Annotated in this window: 14 protein-coding genes; 10 read left to right on the top strand and 4 right to left on the bottom strand. The window is 67.2% G+C overall.

The window, feature by feature from the left end; all coding sequences use genetic code 11:
• The first annotated feature begins 8 nt into the window (after positions 1-8).
• Together ACN0V4_RS05355 and ACN0V4_RS05350 are read left to right on the top strand one after the other, a co-directional pair.
• Complete coding sequence (locus ACN0V4_RS05355; RefSeq protein ID WP_417673753.1) at positions 9-749, top strand: GntR family transcriptional regulator; 741 nt, start codon at positions 9-11, stop codon at positions 747-749.
• Between the two features lie 35 nt (positions 750-784).
• Entirely contained in the window at positions 785-1,126 is a 342-nt protein-coding gene (locus ACN0V4_RS05350; RefSeq protein ID WP_417673751.1) for a TfoX/Sxy family protein, read from the top strand.
• Between the two features lie 90 nt (positions 1,127-1,216).
• Here ACN0V4_RS05350 and ndk read toward each other — a convergent pair whose 3' ends face one another.
• The gene (ndk, locus tag ACN0V4_RS05345; RefSeq protein ID WP_417673749.1) at positions 1,217-1,639 is read right to left on the bottom strand and encodes a nucleoside-diphosphate kinase; all 423 of its coding nucleotides are present in this window, start codon (positions 1,637-1,639) and stop codon (positions 1,217-1,219) included.
• 120 nt (positions 1,640-1,759) lie between these two features.
• On the bottom strand, positions 1,760-2,965 hold the full coding sequence (locus tag ACN0V4_RS05340; protein WP_417673747.1) for a multidrug effflux MFS transporter: 1,206 nt from the start codon (positions 2,963-2,965) through the stop codon (positions 1,760-1,762).
• Positions 2,966-3,078: 113 nt separating this feature from the next.
• Here ACN0V4_RS05340 and ACN0V4_RS05335 point away from each other — a divergent pair, with 113 nt between their 5' ends.
• The 3 genes from ACN0V4_RS05335 to ACN0V4_RS05325 all read left to right on the top strand — a co-directional run bounded on the left by ACN0V4_RS05335 (position 3,079) and on the right by ACN0V4_RS05325 (position 6,439).
• Complete coding sequence (locus ACN0V4_RS05335; protein ID WP_417673745.1) at positions 3,079-4,932, top strand: ABC-F family ATP-binding cassette domain-containing protein; 1,854 nt, start codon at positions 3,079-3,081, stop codon at positions 4,930-4,932.
• Between the two features lie 239 nt (positions 4,933-5,171).
• Positions 5,172-5,804: a MarC family protein gene (locus ACN0V4_RS05330; RefSeq protein ID WP_417673743.1), complete on the top strand. Its 633-nt coding sequence runs from the start codon at positions 5,172-5,174 to the stop codon at positions 5,802-5,804.
• 53 nt (positions 5,805-5,857) lie between these two features.
• Positions 5,858-6,439, top strand: a complete 582-nt coding sequence (locus ACN0V4_RS05325; protein ID WP_417673741.1) for a retropepsin-like aspartic protease family protein — start codon at positions 5,858-5,860, stop codon at positions 6,437-6,439.
• 116 nt (positions 6,440-6,555) lie between these two features.
• Here the strand turns inward: ACN0V4_RS05325 and ACN0V4_RS05320 are convergent, their stop codons facing one another.
• Both ACN0V4_RS05320 and ACN0V4_RS05315 read right to left on the bottom strand, forming a co-directional pair.
• Positions 6,556-7,017: a DNA polymerase III subunit chi gene (locus tag ACN0V4_RS05320; protein ID WP_417673739.1), complete on the bottom strand. Its 462-nt coding sequence runs from the start codon at positions 7,015-7,017 to the stop codon at positions 6,556-6,558.
• 5 nt (positions 7,018-7,022) lie between these two features.
• Positions 7,023-8,501: a leucyl aminopeptidase gene (locus tag ACN0V4_RS05315; protein WP_417673737.1), complete on the bottom strand. Its 1,479-nt coding sequence runs from the start codon at positions 8,499-8,501 to the stop codon at positions 7,023-7,025.
• A 231-nt stretch (positions 8,502-8,732) separates the two neighbouring features.
• Between ACN0V4_RS05315 and lptG the strand changes: the two genes are divergently transcribed.
• From lptG to rsmA, 5 genes are all read left to right on the top strand, one after another.
• A complete protein-coding gene (lptG, locus tag ACN0V4_RS05310) occupies positions 8,733-9,833 on the top strand; it encodes an LPS export ABC transporter permease LptG (protein WP_417673735.1) in 1,101 nt (366 codons plus the stop codon).
• Positions 9,830-11,998, top strand: coding sequence for an LPS-assembly protein LptD (locus tag ACN0V4_RS05305; protein ID WP_417673734.1), 2,169 nt, complete (start codon positions 9,830-9,832; stop codon positions 11,996-11,998). The genes lptG and ACN0V4_RS05305 overlap by 4 nt, the downstream gene beginning before the upstream one ends.
• Entirely contained in the window at positions 11,983-13,248 is a 1,266-nt protein-coding gene (locus ACN0V4_RS05300) for a peptidylprolyl isomerase (RefSeq protein WP_417673733.1), read from the top strand. Before ACN0V4_RS05305 ends, ACN0V4_RS05300 begins: the two co-directional genes overlap by 16 nt.
• On the top strand, positions 13,245-14,213 hold the full coding sequence (gene pdxA, locus ACN0V4_RS05295; RefSeq protein ID WP_417673732.1) for a 4-hydroxythreonine-4-phosphate dehydrogenase PdxA: 969 nt from the start codon (positions 13,245-13,247) through the stop codon (positions 14,211-14,213). The genes ACN0V4_RS05300 and pdxA overlap by 4 nt, the downstream gene beginning before the upstream one ends.
• Before the next feature lie 109 nt (positions 14,214-14,322).
• The gene (gene rsmA, locus ACN0V4_RS05290) at positions 14,323-15,165 is read left to right on the top strand and encodes a 16S rRNA (adenine(1518)-N(6)/adenine(1519)-N(6))-dimethyltransferase RsmA (protein ID WP_417673730.1); all 843 of its coding nucleotides are present in this window, start codon (positions 14,323-14,325) and stop codon (positions 15,163-15,165) included.
• Positions 15,166-15,169: the final 4 nt, after the last annotated feature.

Below are 15,169 nucleotides of genomic sequence, written 5' to 3'. Positions count from 1 at the left end.
GTTCCGCCATGAGTGAGTCGTCCGACGATCCCCTGACCTGGCGCGGTCACCGCGACCTGCCCGAGCGGATTTCCGACGATCTGACCCGAAGGATCATGGCCGGCGAATTGCAAGAAGGCGACCGGCTGATCGAAACTGATCTCGCCGCCTACTATCAGGTCAGCCGCGGACCGATCCGCGACGCGCTGCGCATTCTCACCAACCGCGGCCTGGCCGATCTCTTCCCCCGCCGCGGCGCGGTGGTGGGCCGGTTCGATCGCAACACCCTGGCCGACGCGATGAACGTCTATGCCTCGCTCCTGGGGCTCAGCGCCCGCTATGCGGCGCTGATGTGGACCGGCCCCGATCTGGCGGAACTGCGCCGCCGGGTCGAGGCGCTGGAAGCGCTGACGCGGGAGGAGAACTGCAAGCCGATGCGCTTTGCGCTGACCTCGGGGCGGATCGGCACCGCGCTGGCGCTCTGCTCGGAGAGCCCGATGCTGCTACGCACCATCCGCAGCAATGCCAACGACATCGTCTGGGCGCTGCTGTGGCGCGAGTTCCACGTCGATTTCCGCACCCCCGAGCGGCGGCAGGAGAATGCCGCGACCTGGCGCCAGGTGCTGACCCATGTGACCGCGCGTGACGACCTGGCGGCGGAAACCGTGATGCGCGAGCTGATCTTCCAGTGCCGGGACGAGGCGCTGAAGGTGATGGGGCTGGCCGGCGAGGCCGATCCGCGCCGCCAGTTGCGCAGCCCAAGCGCCTGATTGGCAGCGCGCCCGCGCGGCGCTAAGGTCCCCCCATGTCAGAGCCCGTTTCCGCCATCCGCAATCTCGGCCCCGCCTCGGTCGCCCCCTATGCCCGCGCCGGCATCCATTCGGCCGAGGAGCTGCGCGCCCTTGGCCCGGATGCGGCCTATCGCCGGCTGTTGCAGGCCGGCAGCCGGCCGCATTTCATCGGCTATTACGCCATGGTCATGGGGTTGCAGGGGCGGCCCTGGAACGATTGCCAGGGCGACGAGAAGAAGGCGCTGCGCGCCCGCTTCGATGCCATCTGCGCCGAGGTCCGCGGCAAGGGCGACCCGGCGCTTGGCGCGCTCGAGGCGGTGCTGAACGAGATCGGGGTGATCGAACGGCGGCGATAGGGCCCTGCCGACATTCACCCGGAGGTACCCCCCTTCCAAAAAACAAAAGGGGGCCCGAAGACCCCCTTTCGAAACGGATGTGATCCCGTCTCAGCCGACGATTTCGGTGCCGGCGAAGAAATAGGCGATCTCGACCGCCGCGGTTTCCGGCGCGTCCGAGCCGTGGACCGAGTTCTCGCCCACGGATTCGGCAAATTCGGCGCGGATGGTGCCGGCGGCGGCATCCGCCGGGTTGGTGGCGCCCATCACTTCGCGGTTCTTGGCAATGGCGTTTTCGCCTTCCAGAACCTGCACCACGACCGAGCCGGACGACATGAATTCGCACAGCTCGTCATAGAAGGGGCGTTCCTTGTGCACGCCGTAGAATTCGCCGGCCTGCGCCTTGGTCATCAGGATCCGCTTCTGCGCCACGATGCGCAGGCCGGCTTCCTCGAATTTGGCGTTGATCTTGCCGGTCAGATTGCGGCGGGTGGCGTCGGGTTTGATGATCGAGAACGTGCGTTCCAGTGCCATGGGGCTTGCTCCTAAGACTGGCCGCCCTGCAGGGGCTGCGGGCGGGACTGATATTGCGCGCCGCCTAACATGCGCGGGCGTGATTGAAAAGGCTTCAGGCCGGCGCCGCACGCGATCGGATCAAAGCCCCGGCGGCAGCGGATCGCGCTTATCGACCCAACGCACGTAAAGCGCCGCGAGCAGGCCGAGGATGCTGGTCGACAACATGATGCCCAAAACGATGTAGGGCGCGCGCTCTGTCGTGACCAGAGCACCGGTCAGGCTGGTCATCACCGCCCCCAGCGCCACCGTCATCGCCCCCGACAGCCCCGAGGCGCTGCCCGCCAGCTGCGGCCTGACCGACATCACCCCGGCATTGGCATTGGCATTGGTCAGCCCGTTGCCGAAGCCCACCACGATGGCCGAGCCGAAGAACACCCAGAGCGTGCCGGCCCCCGCAAAGAACAGCGCCAGCCCACCGATCGGCCCCAGCGTGGCAAAGACCCGGCCCGCCAACACCATGGTCACCAGCTCGGTCCGCGCGCTCAGCAGGCCGGAGACGAAGTTGCCCACCATGAAGCCCACCGTGATGATGCCGATCCCCAGCCCCAACGCCGCCGGGCTCAGATCGTACCAGGCGGCCGCCACCAGCGGCGCCCCGGTGATGAAGGCGAAGAACCCGGCCACCGCGAAGGCATAGCACAGGCTATAGCCCCAGAACCGGCGCGAGCGGAACAGTTCGGGATAGTCGCGCATCTGCCGCGCAAAGCTCGCCCCGGCGGCGGCGGCATTGGTCTCGCCCAGATCAACCCAGAGGATCACCAGCAGCGCCGCCCCCAGCAGCGAATAGAGCACGAAGGACGACCGCCAGCCGAACAGCATGTCGAGCCCGCCCCCCAGCATCGGCCCCAGCATCGGCGCCAGCGCCATCGCCATGGCGACATGGCCCAGCATCTTCGCCGCATCCTTGGGGGCATGCAGATCGCGGATCACCGCCCGCGACAGCACCTGGCCCGACACGATGCCCGCCTGCAATAGGCGAAACCCCAAAAACACCCAGACGTTCTGCGCCAGCGCGCAGCCGACCGAGGCGATGACGAAAATGGCGGTGGACACCAGCATCACCGGCCGCCGGCCATAGCGATCCGATAGCGGCCCCATCGCCAGTTGCAGCACCGCCGAAATCGCCAGATAGCCGGCGATCGACAGGTTCACCAACCCGTAGTCGGCTTTGAGCGCCTCGGAAATCTCGGCGAGCGAGGGCAGGAACATGTTCAGCGCCAAGACCGACAGCGCGTTGGCCAGGATCAGGGTCAGCAAATGCGGCGGCGTGTTGGCGGGGCGCATGGGAGCCTCAGGACATAAGGGATGAAACAGCGTTTCGCGGCTATCACGCCCGCCCTCGGATGACCATCCCGCAGCCGCTGGCGGCGGGCTCAAGCCTCTGCTATGAGCGCCCCATGCTGAGAATAGAGAACATTTCCTATGCGGTCGCGGGCCGCACCCTGATCGAAGGCGCCAGCGCCACGATTCCCGATGGCCACAAGGTGGGCCTGATCGGACGCAACGGCGCCGGCAAGACCACGCTGTTCCGCCTGCTGCGTGGCGAACTGGCGCTGGAATCGGGGGCGATCACCCTGCCCGCCCGCGCCCGGATCGGCGGCGTCGCGCAGGAGGTGCCCTCCTCCTCCACCTCGCTGATCGACACCGTGCTGGAGGCCGATACCGAACGCGCCGCCCTGCTGGCCGAGGCCGAGACCGCCACCGATCCCCATCGGATCGCCGAGGTGCAGATGCGACTCGCCGATATCGACGCCTGGTCGGCCGAGGCGCGCGCGAGCGCGATCCTCAAGGGGCTGGGGTTCGACGACGAGGCCCAGCAACGGCCCTGTTCGGATTACTCCGGCGGCTGGCGGATGCGGGTGGCGCTGGCGGCGGTGCTCTTCGCCCAGCCCGACCTGCTGCTGCTTGACGAGCCGACCAACTATCTCGACCTCGAAGGCGCGCTCTGGCTGGAAAACTATCTGGGCAAATACCCCCATACGGTGATCGTGATCAGCCACGACCGCGGCCTGCTGAACCGTGCCGTGGGCGCGATCCTGCATCTCGAGGACAAGAAGCTCACCCTCTATAGCGGCACCTACGACCAATTCGCCCGCCAGCGCGCCGAACAGCGCGCGCTGCAGGCGGCGGCGGCCAAGAAACAGGACGCCCGCCGGGCCCATCTGCAAAGCTTCGTCGACCGCTTCAAGGCCAAGGCCAGCAAGGCCAAACAGGCGCAGTCGCGGGTCAAGATGCTGGAGAAGATGGAAAAGATCACCGCGCCCGAGGATGCGGCGCGCACCGTCTTCACCTTCCCCGAACCCGAGGAGCTGTCGCCGCCGATCATCTCGCTCGAAGGCGCCTCGACCGGCTATGGCGACACCGTCATCCTGCGCGGCATGACGCTCAGGATCGACCAGGATGACCGCATCGCGCTCCTGGGCCGCAATGGCGAGGGCAAGTCGACGCTGTCGAAGATGCTGTCGGACCGGCTTCCCTTGATCGACGGCAAGATGGTCCGCTCGGCCAAGCTGCGGATCGGCTTCTTCGCCCAGCATCAGGTCGACGAGCTTTATGTCGACGAGACCCCGCTGCAGCACCTGCAGCGCGTCCGCCCCGGCGAGCATCAGTCGAAGCTCAGGGCGCGGCTGGCGGGCTTCGGTCTGGGCGCCGATCAGGCGGAAACCGTGGTGGGCCAGCTCTCCGGCGGCCAGAAGGCGCGGCTGTCGCTGCTGCTGGCCACCATCGACGCCCCCCATATGCTGATCCTCGACGAGCCGACCAACCACCTCGACATCGAGAGCCGCGAGGCGCTGGTCGAGGCGCTGACCGCCTATTCCGGCGCGGTGATCCTGGTCAGCCACGACATGCACCTGCTGAGCCTGGTCGCCGACCGGCTGTGGCTGGTCAAGGGCGGCCGCGTCGCCCCCTATGAGGGCGATCTGGAAACCTATCGCGCCGAGCTGTTGCAGCGCGACACGCCGACCAAGCCCGCCAAGCTGGCAGAGGCGGAGAAACCCAAGCGCGCCACCCGCGAGGCCCTGCAGGCGCTGCGCTCCGAGGTGCGCAAATGCGAGGAGCGGGTCGGCAAGCTGAACGACATGCAGGACAAGCTGGCGGCGAAGCTGGCCGATCCCGCGCTCTACGAGGCGGAACGGGTCGGCGAGCTTGAGGTCTGGAACCGCAAATACGCCGAGCTGAGCGAGGCGATGGACAAGGCCGAAGCGCTCTGGCTCAAGGCGCAGGAGCGGCTGGAGGCGGCCGAGGGCTGATATCGCGTCGGTCGTAGCCCGGGGGCTCCCGCCCCCAAGCGCGGCGCTGCCGCGCTTTCCCCCGGCCGTATTTGCAACGAGAAGAAGCAGCAGCAGGGCGCGCCCTTTCTCTTCGTCCCAAATACGGCCGCCGGAGGCCTGCCCCGCAGGGGCATCCGGCGGTCGCGCTCCGCGCCGAGACTTTCCTTTTGCTGCGGGCCGCGCCAAGCTGGCCGGAAGACATCCGATAAAGGAGCGACATGGACAGCGCCTTTCTGATCACCGCCTTCGCCACACTCTTCGTGATCGTCGACCCGATCGGGCTGATGCCGCTGTTTCTGGCGATGACGCAAGGAATGACCCAGCGGCAGCGCCGCGCCATCGGGCTCAGGGCCTGCATCGTCGCCGCCGTGCTGCTGACCGTCTTTGCCGCCTTCGGCGAGGCGGTGCTGGGCTTTGTCGGCATCACCATGCCGGCCTTCCGCATCGCCGGCGGCATTCTGCTGTTCCTGACCGCGCTCGACATGCTGTTCGAGCGCCGCAGCAAGCGGCGCGAGGATCAGGCCGGCGACCAGACCGAGGCGACCGATCACCCCGACCCTTCGGTCTTTCCGCTCGCCATTCCGCTGATCGCCGGACCCGGCGCCATCGCCTCGATGATCCTGCTGACCGGCGAGCGTCCGGGCCTCGCCGGGCTCGCCACCGTGGTGGGGGTGATGCTGGCGGTGCTGGGGGTGGTTTTCACGCTCTTCCTGATGGCGGGGCTGCTGGAGCGGTTACTGGGCAAGACCGGCATCGTGGTGGTCACCCGCCTGCTCGGCATGCTGCTGGCGGCGCTTTCGGTGCAATTCGTGCTCGACGGGCTGCGCGCCTATGGGCTGGCGAACTGGTAACCCGGTCTCGCAGCGCTTACATATCGCGGTGAAGCAAGGAGAGGTGCCGGGCGATGGACACATGGGATATCGGCAATCTGGCCTATCTGGGGCTGCTCGGCGCGGTGCTGGTGTTCTGGCTGTTCGTGCAGAACCGCGAAGCGCTTGGCAAGAAGCTGCAGCATCTGGCCGGCTGGGTGCTGATCTTCATCGGGGTGATCGCCGCGGTTGGCCTGTGGGACGACATCCGGCGCGAGGTGTTGCCAGGTCGCGCCGCTGCGGTCAGCGCCGGCCGGATCGAAGTGCCGCGCGCGCCCGATGGCCATTATTACCTGACCATGATGGTCAATGACGCGCCGGTCAACTTCATGGTGGATACCGGCGCCTCGGGCGTGGTGCTGAGCGCCAAGGACGCGCGGCGCGCCGGCATCGACCTGCAGAACCTGGCCTATTCCGGCCGTGCCAGCACCGCCAACGGCCAGGTGCGCACCGCGCCGGTGAAGATCGCGCGCATCTCGCTCGGTCCGGTGGAGGATCGCGACATCCGCGGCTGGGTCAACGAGGGCGAGATGGACAAATCCCTGCTTGGCATGTCCTATCTGGAGCGTTGGGGCAAGATCGAGATCGGCGGCGGCGATCTAGTGCTGCAACGCTAGCCGCGCGCCCCTTCCCGCCCGCTCCCAATCACTGCACCGGGCCCTACGCCCTGCGCTACACGCGGCGCTGTTCGGCGCCTCGGGAAAACGGATCGTTTCCGAAACGGGCCTAGCGTTTAGCGTTCCGCCTTCTTCTCCCAGCGCCCCGATTCCTCCGACCAGTATTGCGCCGAACAGCCCGCCGCGGTCAGCGCCTTCCACTGGACGCGGGCGCGCTGCACCGCCTCGGGGTCATGGCCATCGAAGAGGATGCAGACCCGTTCCAGCGCGGTGACCTCCTCCGGCGCCACCTCGGCGCCGTCGAGCGTCATCAGGCAAGCGGGATCATTGGGGGCCGGGCCGCGATCCGCCGTCAGCAGGATCGGCTGCAGCGCGTCATGCGGCCCGCCCGCCAGACCGTGGGCGAGGAATCCATCGTCCGGACCCTGCCAGAGCTTTTCGTCCAGCCATTCCATCCGCCCTGCATCGGTGCCGCGCACCGCGATACGCCAGCCGGCGCCGCGCGCCTTGTCGAGCAGCACCGCCAGCGTGTGATCCAGCGGCTGCCGGGTCAGGTGATAGAAGAAGGCGGCGCCCATCGCCCTCACCCCGCCTCGAAGGCGTCCCGCACCAGACGGTTCAGCGCCAGCACGCCCCAGCCGGTGGCCCCGGCGGGCGCATAGGCGGTATCCTCCTTCACATGGGCGACGCCCGCGATGTCGAGGTGAATCCAGGGGGTGCCCTCTTTGACGAAGCGTTGCAGGAATTGCGCCGCGGTGATCGAGCCGGCCGGACGGCCGCCGACGTTCTTCATGTCGGCGATGCGGGATTTCAGCTGCCGGTCATAGGCCGGGCCCATCGGCATCCGCCAGGCGCCCTCGCCCTCGGCCGCCGCCGCCTTGAGGAAATTGCCGCAGAGCGTGTCGTCGTTGGAAAAGACGCCGGCGTTCTCATGGCCCAGCCCGATGATGATCGCCCCGGTCAGCGTGGCCAGATCGATCACCCCCGCCGGCGCGAAACGCTCCTGCGCGTACCAAAGCACATCGCCCAGCACCAGCCGCCCCTCGGCGTCGGTATTGATGATCTCGACGGTGTCGCCCTTCATCGAGGTGACGACATCGCCCGGCCGGGTCGCCTCGCCCGAGGGCATGTTCTCGACCAATCCCACCAGGCCCACGACATTGGCCGGCGCCTTGCGCAGCGCCAGCGCCTTCATGGTGCCGGCGACGGTGCCGGCGCCGCCCATGTCCATGGTCATGTCCTCCATCCCGGCGCCGGGCTTCAGGCTGATGCCGCCGGTGTCGAAGACCACGCCCTTGCCGACCAGCGCCAGCGGCGCCGCGCCGGTCTCGCCCCCCTTCCACTGCATCACCACCACTTTCGTGGGCGTGGCGGAGCCCTGGCCGACGCTCAGCAACATCCGCATGCCCAGCTTTTCCAGATCGGCTTCTTCCAGCACCTCGACCTCGACCCCCAGCGCGGAGAGCTCCAGCAGGCGGTCGGCAAAGGCGGTTGTGGTCAGAACGTTGGCGGGTTCGTTGATCAGATCGCGGGTCAGATGCGCGCCTTCGGCCGCTGCCAGCAGCGGTGCCGCCTCGACCTCGACCGCCGCCGGATCGCGCAGCAGGAGCGTGATGGCGCCAAGGGTTTTCTCGGCCGCCTCGCCGGTCTTGTGCGGCAGGAAATCATAGCTGCGCAGCGCCAGCCCCAGGGCCAGTTCGGCGGCGCGCCTGTGGCTGCCGGCGGCCAGGGTGATCGCCGCGCCCTCTGCGGCCTTGGCCAGCGCCGCACCGGCCCGCCGCGCGTCGAGCGCGCTGGCCTTCTTCTCCAGCACCACAACGTCCAGCGCCTCGGCCGCGAGACCGGCGGGAAATGCCAGGCTCAGCACCTCGCCGCCCTTGGCCTTGGCAAAACGCGCACTGCCCACCAGCCGGGTCAGCGCCCCGCGGGACAACCGGTTGGCGCGGCGCGCGACCGCATCCATTTCGCCCTGGGGAGAGACCAGCACCGCCAGACGCCCCTCGACGCCCGAGAGCGCATTCAGGTCCAGTTCGGAAAAGCGGATGGTCGGGAGGGTGCTCATGTCGTTCTCCTGCAATATCACGGATTTGCCCGTCTCCCCCATGGGTAACGCGGCACTCCGCGCTTGACCAGATAGCAGTTTTCCCCGCCAGGCAATTGCATTAAGGTCCGGCCCAACGACGAAGGCCGGCTCCGGGGGGATTGCAGTGCCTACTAATGCTTTCGGCCCGCAACAGCCGATTCTGCCGCCTCTCGGACCGGTCCCTGGCCCGGCCCTCTCGAGGTGTGCCGGATGATCCTTGACCGCTACTTTGCGCGGCGCTTTCTGCAGGCGTTCGGGGTGATCGCGGGCATCTTCTTTGCCCTGATCATGCTGATCGACCTGATCGAACAATTGCGCCGCTTCGAAGGGCTCAATCTCGGCTTCGGCAAGCTTCTGCATCTGTCGTTGCTCAATGCCCCCAGCGCGATGAGCCAGATCCTGCCGCTGATCATGATCCTTTCGGCGGTGGTGCTTTTCGTCGGGCTGGCCCGCAGCAGCGAACTGGTGGTCAGCCGCGCCATCGGTCGATCGGGGATCCGATCGCTCGCCGCGCCGGTGACGGTGGCACTGGTGATCGGCCTGCTCGCCGTGGCGCTGCTGAACCCGATCGTCGCGGCCACGTCGAACCGTTATGCACAGCTTTCCGACCAGTTTCGCGGCTCTGGCGCCTCTTCCGTGCTCTCGGTCAGCGGCGAGGGCCTCTGGCTGCGTCAGGGCAGCCCGCGCGGCCAATCGGTGATCCATGCCGACGGTCACGGCCCGGATGCCTCCACCCTCTACGGGGTGACCATCCTGAGCTATTCGCCCGACAGCGTGCCGGTCCGCCGCATCATCGCGGACAGCGCCAAGCTCGAGGACGACAGCTGGGTGCTGAGCGACGCCAAGGTCTGGCCGCTCGGCGCCGGGATCAACCCCGAGGCGGAGTCGAGCACCCATGCCAGCATGCGCATCGCCACCACGCTGACCCGGACCCGGATCCTCGAGACGCTGGGTCAAGTTGAGCGCGTTTCGATCTATAACCTGCCCTCGACCATCCGCCAGCTTGACGAAGCCGGGTTTTCCACCCGCCGGCAGCGGGTCTGGTATCAGGTGGCGCTGGCGCGGCCGCTGTTCCTGGTCGCCATGGTCCTGGTCGGCGCCGCCTTCACCATGCGCCACACCCGCTTCGGCGGCACCGGCGTTGCGGTGCTGACGGCGATCCTGCTGGGCTTCGCGCTTTATTTCGTCCGCAACTTCGCCCAAATCCTGGGCGAGAACGGCCAGCTTCCCATCACACTTTCGGCCTGGGCGCCGCCGTTCGCGGCCCTGTTCCTGTCGCTCGGGCTTCTCCTGCACGCGGAGGACGGATGAACCTGCGTTCCGCCCTGCTTATGACCCTTGCCACCTTGACGCTCGGCCCGGCGCTGCCGGCGACGCTGCACGCCCAAACCCCGGGCGCGCCGACCGAGACGCCGCAAGCGCAGCCTCCGGCCATGCTGGTGGCCGATCAGGTCTTTATCACCCCCGAGCGCCAGCTCGTGGCCGAGGGGCATGTCGAGGCCTTTCAGGGCGACACCCGGCTGTCGGCGCGGAAGATCACCTTCGATCGCAACAGCGGCAAACTGGAGATCGAAGGGCCGATCCGCATCGACCAGGCCGGCAATATCACCATTCTCGCGGATGCGGCGGAACTGGACCAAGGGTTGCAAAACGGCCTGCTGACCGGCGCGAGATTGGTCTTCGATCAGCAGGTGCAATTGGCCTCGCTGCAGATGGTGCGTGTCGGCGGCCGTTACACGCAGCTTTACAAGACGACGGTAACCTCTTGCCATGTCTGCGAAAATGGCAAGCCGCCCCTGTGGCAAATCCGGGCCCGCAGCGTCACCCATGATCAGGCCGAGCGGCAGCTCTATTTCGAGGGCGCCCAGCTCCGCGTGCTCGACGTGCCGGTGTTCTATTTCCCGGCGCTGCGGCTTCCCGACCCCTCGCTCGACCGCGCCTCGGGTTTTCTGATCCCGTCGCTCCGCACCACCTCGCAGCTCGGCACCGGGATCAAGGTGCCCTATTTCTTCCGCATCGGCGACAGCCGCGACCTGACGGTGACCCCCTATGTTTCGCCGCATACCAAGACCATGGGGCTGCGCTATCGTCAGGCCTTCCGCCATGGCGGGATCGAAATCGAGGGCGCCTATACCCGCGACGATCTGACAAGCGATGACACCCGCGGCTATCTCTTCGCCACTGGCGGCTTCGATCTCGGCAACCGTTACAAACTGAGCTTCGATCTGAAGACCGTCTCGGACAATGCCTATCTGGTCGACTACGGCCTGCCCGACTATGACCGGCTGCGCAGCGAACTCGAACTGAACCGGACCACCCGCGACAGCGCCTTCCGCAGCGCCCTGATCCATTACGACTCGCTGCGCGACGGCGAGGTCGAGGCCGAGATCCCGACCCGGATCGCCGATTTCAGCTATCAGCGCCGACTGTTCCCCACCGCCCTCGGCGGCGAGTTGCGGCTGACCCTCGACAGCCGCGCCTATCAGCGCACCTCCTCGGCCAATATCCTGGGCCGGGATGTCACCCGCACCACCGCGGATGCGGAATATCTGCGCAGCTGGATCTTCGCCTCGGGCCTCAGGGCGGATTGGCAATTGGGCTTCGCGGCCGATGTCTTCAAGATCGCCGACGACAGCACCTATCCCAGCCATATCACCCGCTCCACCCCGCGCAGCGCGATCAGCCTGCGCTATCCGATGACCATGACCACCGGCAAGGGCGTCACCCATTTCCTCGAGCCGATCGTACAGCTCGGCTGGAGCGACGTGCACGGCGGCACGCCGCCGATCGACGAGAGCCGCTTCGTCGAATTCGATCAGGGCAACCTGCTGGCGTTGTCGCGCTTCCCCTCGGAGGACGCGCGCGAGGACGGCACCGTTCTGGCGCTCGGGGTGAACTGGGCCCGTTTCGCCCCCTCGGGTTGGCAGATTTCCGCCTCTGCCGGCCAGGTCTTTCGGTCGATCGCCGATCCGAATTTCTCGGTCAGCTCCGGCCTTGCGGGCAAGGATTCCGATCTGCTGCTGGCCGGCCAGATCAAGAATGCCAGCGGCATCGCCTTTACCGCCCGTGGATTGCTGGACGATTCCTTCAGTTTCTCGAAATTCGAACTGCGCAGCGACTGGGCCTATCAGCGCCTCAGGCTCAGCGGCTCCTACCTCTGGCTCGGGATCGACCCGATGGAGGACCGCATCGCCGAAGTGTCGGAACTCTGGTTCGATGGCAGCTATCGGTTGAACCCGAACTGGACCGCCGGCGCGAACCTGCGCTACGATATCGCGGCGGATAACGCGACCTATGCCGGGGTTGGTCTGATCTATCGGAACGAATGTGTCACGGTCGATCTTTCGCTCAACCGGCGCTATACATCGTCGACAAGTGTTGAGCCTTCGACCAATTTCGGCTTTACCATCGCTCTGAGCGGCTTCGCCGTCGAGAGCGGAACAGAAAAATACAGGCGATCATGCGGAAAATCCTGACCTCTCTGCAGCTTTCTCTGACCCGACGCAGCCGTGGCCTTGGCTTGGCGGCGCTGATCGGGCTGACCCCGGCGGCGGCACTGGCTCCGCAACCGCTGGCGGCACAGGGGCTGTTTTCCCCCGCCATCACCGTGAACGGCGATGTCATCACCCGCTATGAACTCGACCAGCGGGCGCGGATGATGCATCTGCTGAACGCCCCCGGCGATCCCGCCACTATGGCCCACGAGGCGCTGATCGAGGATCGGCTGAAGGCGCAAGCCGCCAAGACGATGGACATCACCATCGCCCCCGAGGACGTGCAGAAGGGCTTCGACGACATGGCCAAGCGCGCCAATATGTCGGTCGACGAATTCCTCGAGGCGCTGAAGCAGGGTGGCGTAGCGCAGGAGACTGTGCGCGATTTCATCAAGTCGTCGCTGCTCTGGCGCAATTATATCGGCACCCGCTATGGCGCCCGCGCCCGCCCCACCCCGGCCGAGATCGACCGGGCGATCAGCCAGGCGGGCCAAGGCGGCGGGCTGCAGGTGCTGCTGTCGGAAATCATCATTCCGGTGACGCCGCAAACCCTGGATCAGGTCGACGCCCTGGCTCAGGAGATCTCGCAGATCACCACATCGGACGCGTTTTCCGCCGCCGCTGCGCAATATTCGGCCAGCGACAGCCGCGCCGAAGGCGGCCGACTCGACTGGCTGCCGCTGAACCGCCTGCCGCCGTCGCTGCAACCGATGCTCATGGGTCTGAAGGCGGGTGATGTCAGTGCTCCGGTGATGCTGCCCAATGCGGTCGCCCTGTTCCAGATGCGCGGCCTGCGGGAAACCGGCGTGGCCGAACCGCACTATTCCAAGATCGACTATGCCGCCTATTATATCGCCGGCGGCCGCAGCCCCGAGGCGCTGGCGACGGCGGCGCGGATCGAACAGACCGCCGATACCTGCGACGACCTCTATGGCATCGCCAAGGACCAGCCGCCGGAAGTGCTCGATCGGGAATCCCTGGCGCCGGGCAAGCTCCCGCGGGATGTCGCGCTGGAACTCTCCAAGCTCGACCCCGGCGAATTCTCCACCGCGCTGACCCGCAACAACGGCCAGACCCTGGTGCTGCTGATGCTCTGCTCGCGCACCTCCGACATGGCCGCCGATGTCACCAAGGATCAGGTCGGCCAGTCTCTGCTGGAGCAGCGGCTGCAAAGCTATGCGCAGAGCCTGCTGGCGCAGCTCAAGGCCGATGCGCTGATCGAAGAGCAATGAGCGCCCGCCCCGTCGCGCTGAGCTGCGGCGAACCCGCCGGCATCGGCCCCGAGATCGCCGTCAAGGCCTGGGAGACGCTCAGGGCAGAGTGCCCCTTTGTCTGGATCGGCGATCCGCGCCACCTGCCTGCCGGCACGCCCGTCGCCGAGATCAGCGATCCGGCCGAGGCGCTGGCCGCCTGCCGCCGCGCCCTGCCGGTCTTGCGGCTGGATTTCGCCGCGCCCATGGTTCCGGGCCAGGCCGATCCGGCCAATGCCCGCGGCACCATCGCCGCCATCGAGACGGCGGTGAGGCTGGTGCAGGCCGGACAGGCCAGCGCCATCTGCACCGCCCCTATTCACAAGAAGGCGCTGATCGACGGCGCCGGCTTTGCCTATCCCGGCCATACCGAATTCCTTGCCGCTCTGGCGGGGGTCGAGCGGGTGGTGATGATGCTGGCCTCCGACCGGCTGCGGGTGGTGCCCACCACCATCCACATGGCGCTGTCCGACGTCCCGCATCGACTGACCCCCAGCCTGCTGCGCGAGACCATCGAGATCACCGCCCGCGACCTGCGCGACCGCTTCGGCATCGCCCATCCGCGGCTGGCGGTGGCCGGGCTCAACCCGCACGCCGGCGAAGGCGGCGCCATGGGGCGGGAGGAGATCGACTGGATCGCACCCCTGCTGGCGCAGATGGCACCGCAGGAATTCAGCCTCAGCGGCCCGCATCCCGCCGACACGATGTTCCATGCCGCCGCCCGCGTGAAATATGACGTGGCGATCTGCATGTATCACGATCAGGCGCTGATCCCGATCAAGACGCTGGATTTCGACCAGGGGGTGAATGTCACCCTCGGCCTGCCCTTCGTGCGCACCTCTCCCGATCACGGCACCGCCTTCGACATCGCCGGGCAAGGCCTCGCCAATCCCGCCAGCCTGATCGCCGCCCTGAAACTGGCGCAGAAGATGGGCGCGCAGGCGTGACCTGCGGCCTTTTTCCAGCCGGACAGATCTCCGCCGAAGGCATGGCATCTGTCGGCGCCGGGATCGGACTTTCCGCCTCCGGCGGGGATATTTGGAGCTAGAAAAAGACATGAGCGCCATCGACACGCTCCCCCCGCTGCGCCAGGTGATCGCCGATCACGGGCTTTCAGCGAAAAAGGCGCTGGGGCAGAACTTTCTGCTCGACCTGAACCTCACCGCCAAGATCGCGCGCCAGGCCGGCGATCTGAGCCAATGCGACGTGCTGGAGATTGGCCCCGGCCCCGGCGGGCTGACCCGCGGGCTGCTGGCGGAAGGCGCCCGCCGGGTGCTGGCGATCGAGAAGGACGAGCGCTGCCTGCCGGCGCTGGAGGAGATCGCCGCCGCCTATCCCGGACGCCTGCAGGTGATCAACGGCGACGCGCTCGAGGTCGATCCGCTGGTGCATCTGACCCCGCCGATCCGGGTGGCGGCCAACCTGCCCTATAACATCGGCACCGAGCTGTTGGTGCGCTGGCTGACGCCGAAGGACTGGCCACCGTTCTGGCAGAGCCTGACCTTGATGTTCCAGCGCGAGGTCGCCGAGCGGATCGTCGCGCAGCCCGGTTCCAAGGCCTATGGCCGGTTGGCGATCCTGGCGCAATGGCGCGCCGATGCCCGCATCGTGATGTCGCTGCCGCCCGAAGCCTTCACCCCGCCCCCCAAGGTCTCGAGCGCCGTGGTGCTGCTACAGGCCCGGCCGGAGCCGCGCTATCCAGCCGATGCCGCGATACTGTCGCGCGTGGTCGCCGCCGCCTTCAACCAGCGCCGCAAGATGCTGCGTGCCGCGCTCAAGGGGGTGGCTCCGGATATCGAGGACCGCTTGCGCGCGGTCGGCATCGCCCCCACCGAGCGCGCCGAACAGATTGGCCTGGAACAATTCTGCGCCCTAGCCCGCACTCTCGAACAAAGCTGAAACG

It is taken from the genome of Pseudodonghicola sp. (assembly GCF_048268305.1).
In the GTDB taxonomy this organism is placed as follows: domain Bacteria; phylum Pseudomonadota; class Alphaproteobacteria; order Rhodobacterales; family Rhodobacteraceae; genus Pseudodonghicola.
The sequence above is the reverse complement of the archived record's forward strand: the minus strand, read 5'-3'. Positions and strand labels throughout refer to the sequence as shown.

Coding starts and splice junctions, on each gene's coding strand:
- ACN0V4_RS05355 (WP_417673753.1), top strand. CDS start 9: ATGAGTGAGTCGTCCGACGATCCCCTGACCTGGCGCGGTCACCGCGAC.
- ACN0V4_RS05350 (WP_417673751.1), top strand. CDS start 785: ATGTCAGAGCCCGTTTCCGCCATCCGCAATCTCGGCCCCGCCTCGGTC.
- ndk (WP_417673749.1), bottom strand. CDS start 1,639: ATGGCACTGGAACGCACGTTCTCGATCATCAAACCCGACGCCACCCGC.
- ACN0V4_RS05340 (WP_417673747.1), bottom strand. CDS start 2,965: ATGCGCCCCGCCAACACGCCGCCGCATTTGCTGACCCTGATCCTGGCC.
- ACN0V4_RS05335 (WP_417673745.1), top strand. CDS start 3,079: ATGCTGAGAATAGAGAACATTTCCTATGCGGTCGCGGGCCGCACCCTG.
- ACN0V4_RS05330 (WP_417673743.1), top strand. CDS start 5,172: ATGGACAGCGCCTTTCTGATCACCGCCTTCGCCACACTCTTCGTGATC.
- ACN0V4_RS05325 (WP_417673741.1), top strand. CDS start 5,858: ATGGACACATGGGATATCGGCAATCTGGCCTATCTGGGGCTGCTCGGC.
- ACN0V4_RS05320 (WP_417673739.1), bottom strand. CDS start 7,017: ATGGGCGCCGCCTTCTTCTATCACCTGACCCGGCAGCCGCTGGATCAC.
- ACN0V4_RS05315 (WP_417673737.1), bottom strand. CDS start 8,501: ATGAGCACCCTCCCGACCATCCGCTTTTCCGAACTGGACCTGAATGCG.
- lptG (WP_417673735.1), top strand. CDS start 8,733: ATGATCCTTGACCGCTACTTTGCGCGGCGCTTTCTGCAGGCGTTCGGG.
- ACN0V4_RS05305 (WP_417673734.1), top strand. CDS start 9,830: ATGAACCTGCGTTCCGCCCTGCTTATGACCCTTGCCACCTTGACGCTC.
- ACN0V4_RS05300 (WP_417673733.1), top strand. CDS start 11,983: ATGCGGAAAATCCTGACCTCTCTGCAGCTTTCTCTGACCCGACGCAGC.
- pdxA (WP_417673732.1), top strand. CDS start 13,245: ATGAGCGCCCGCCCCGTCGCGCTGAGCTGCGGCGAACCCGCCGGCATC.
- rsmA (WP_417673730.1), top strand. CDS start 14,323: ATGAGCGCCATCGACACGCTCCCCCCGCTGCGCCAGGTGATCGCCGAT.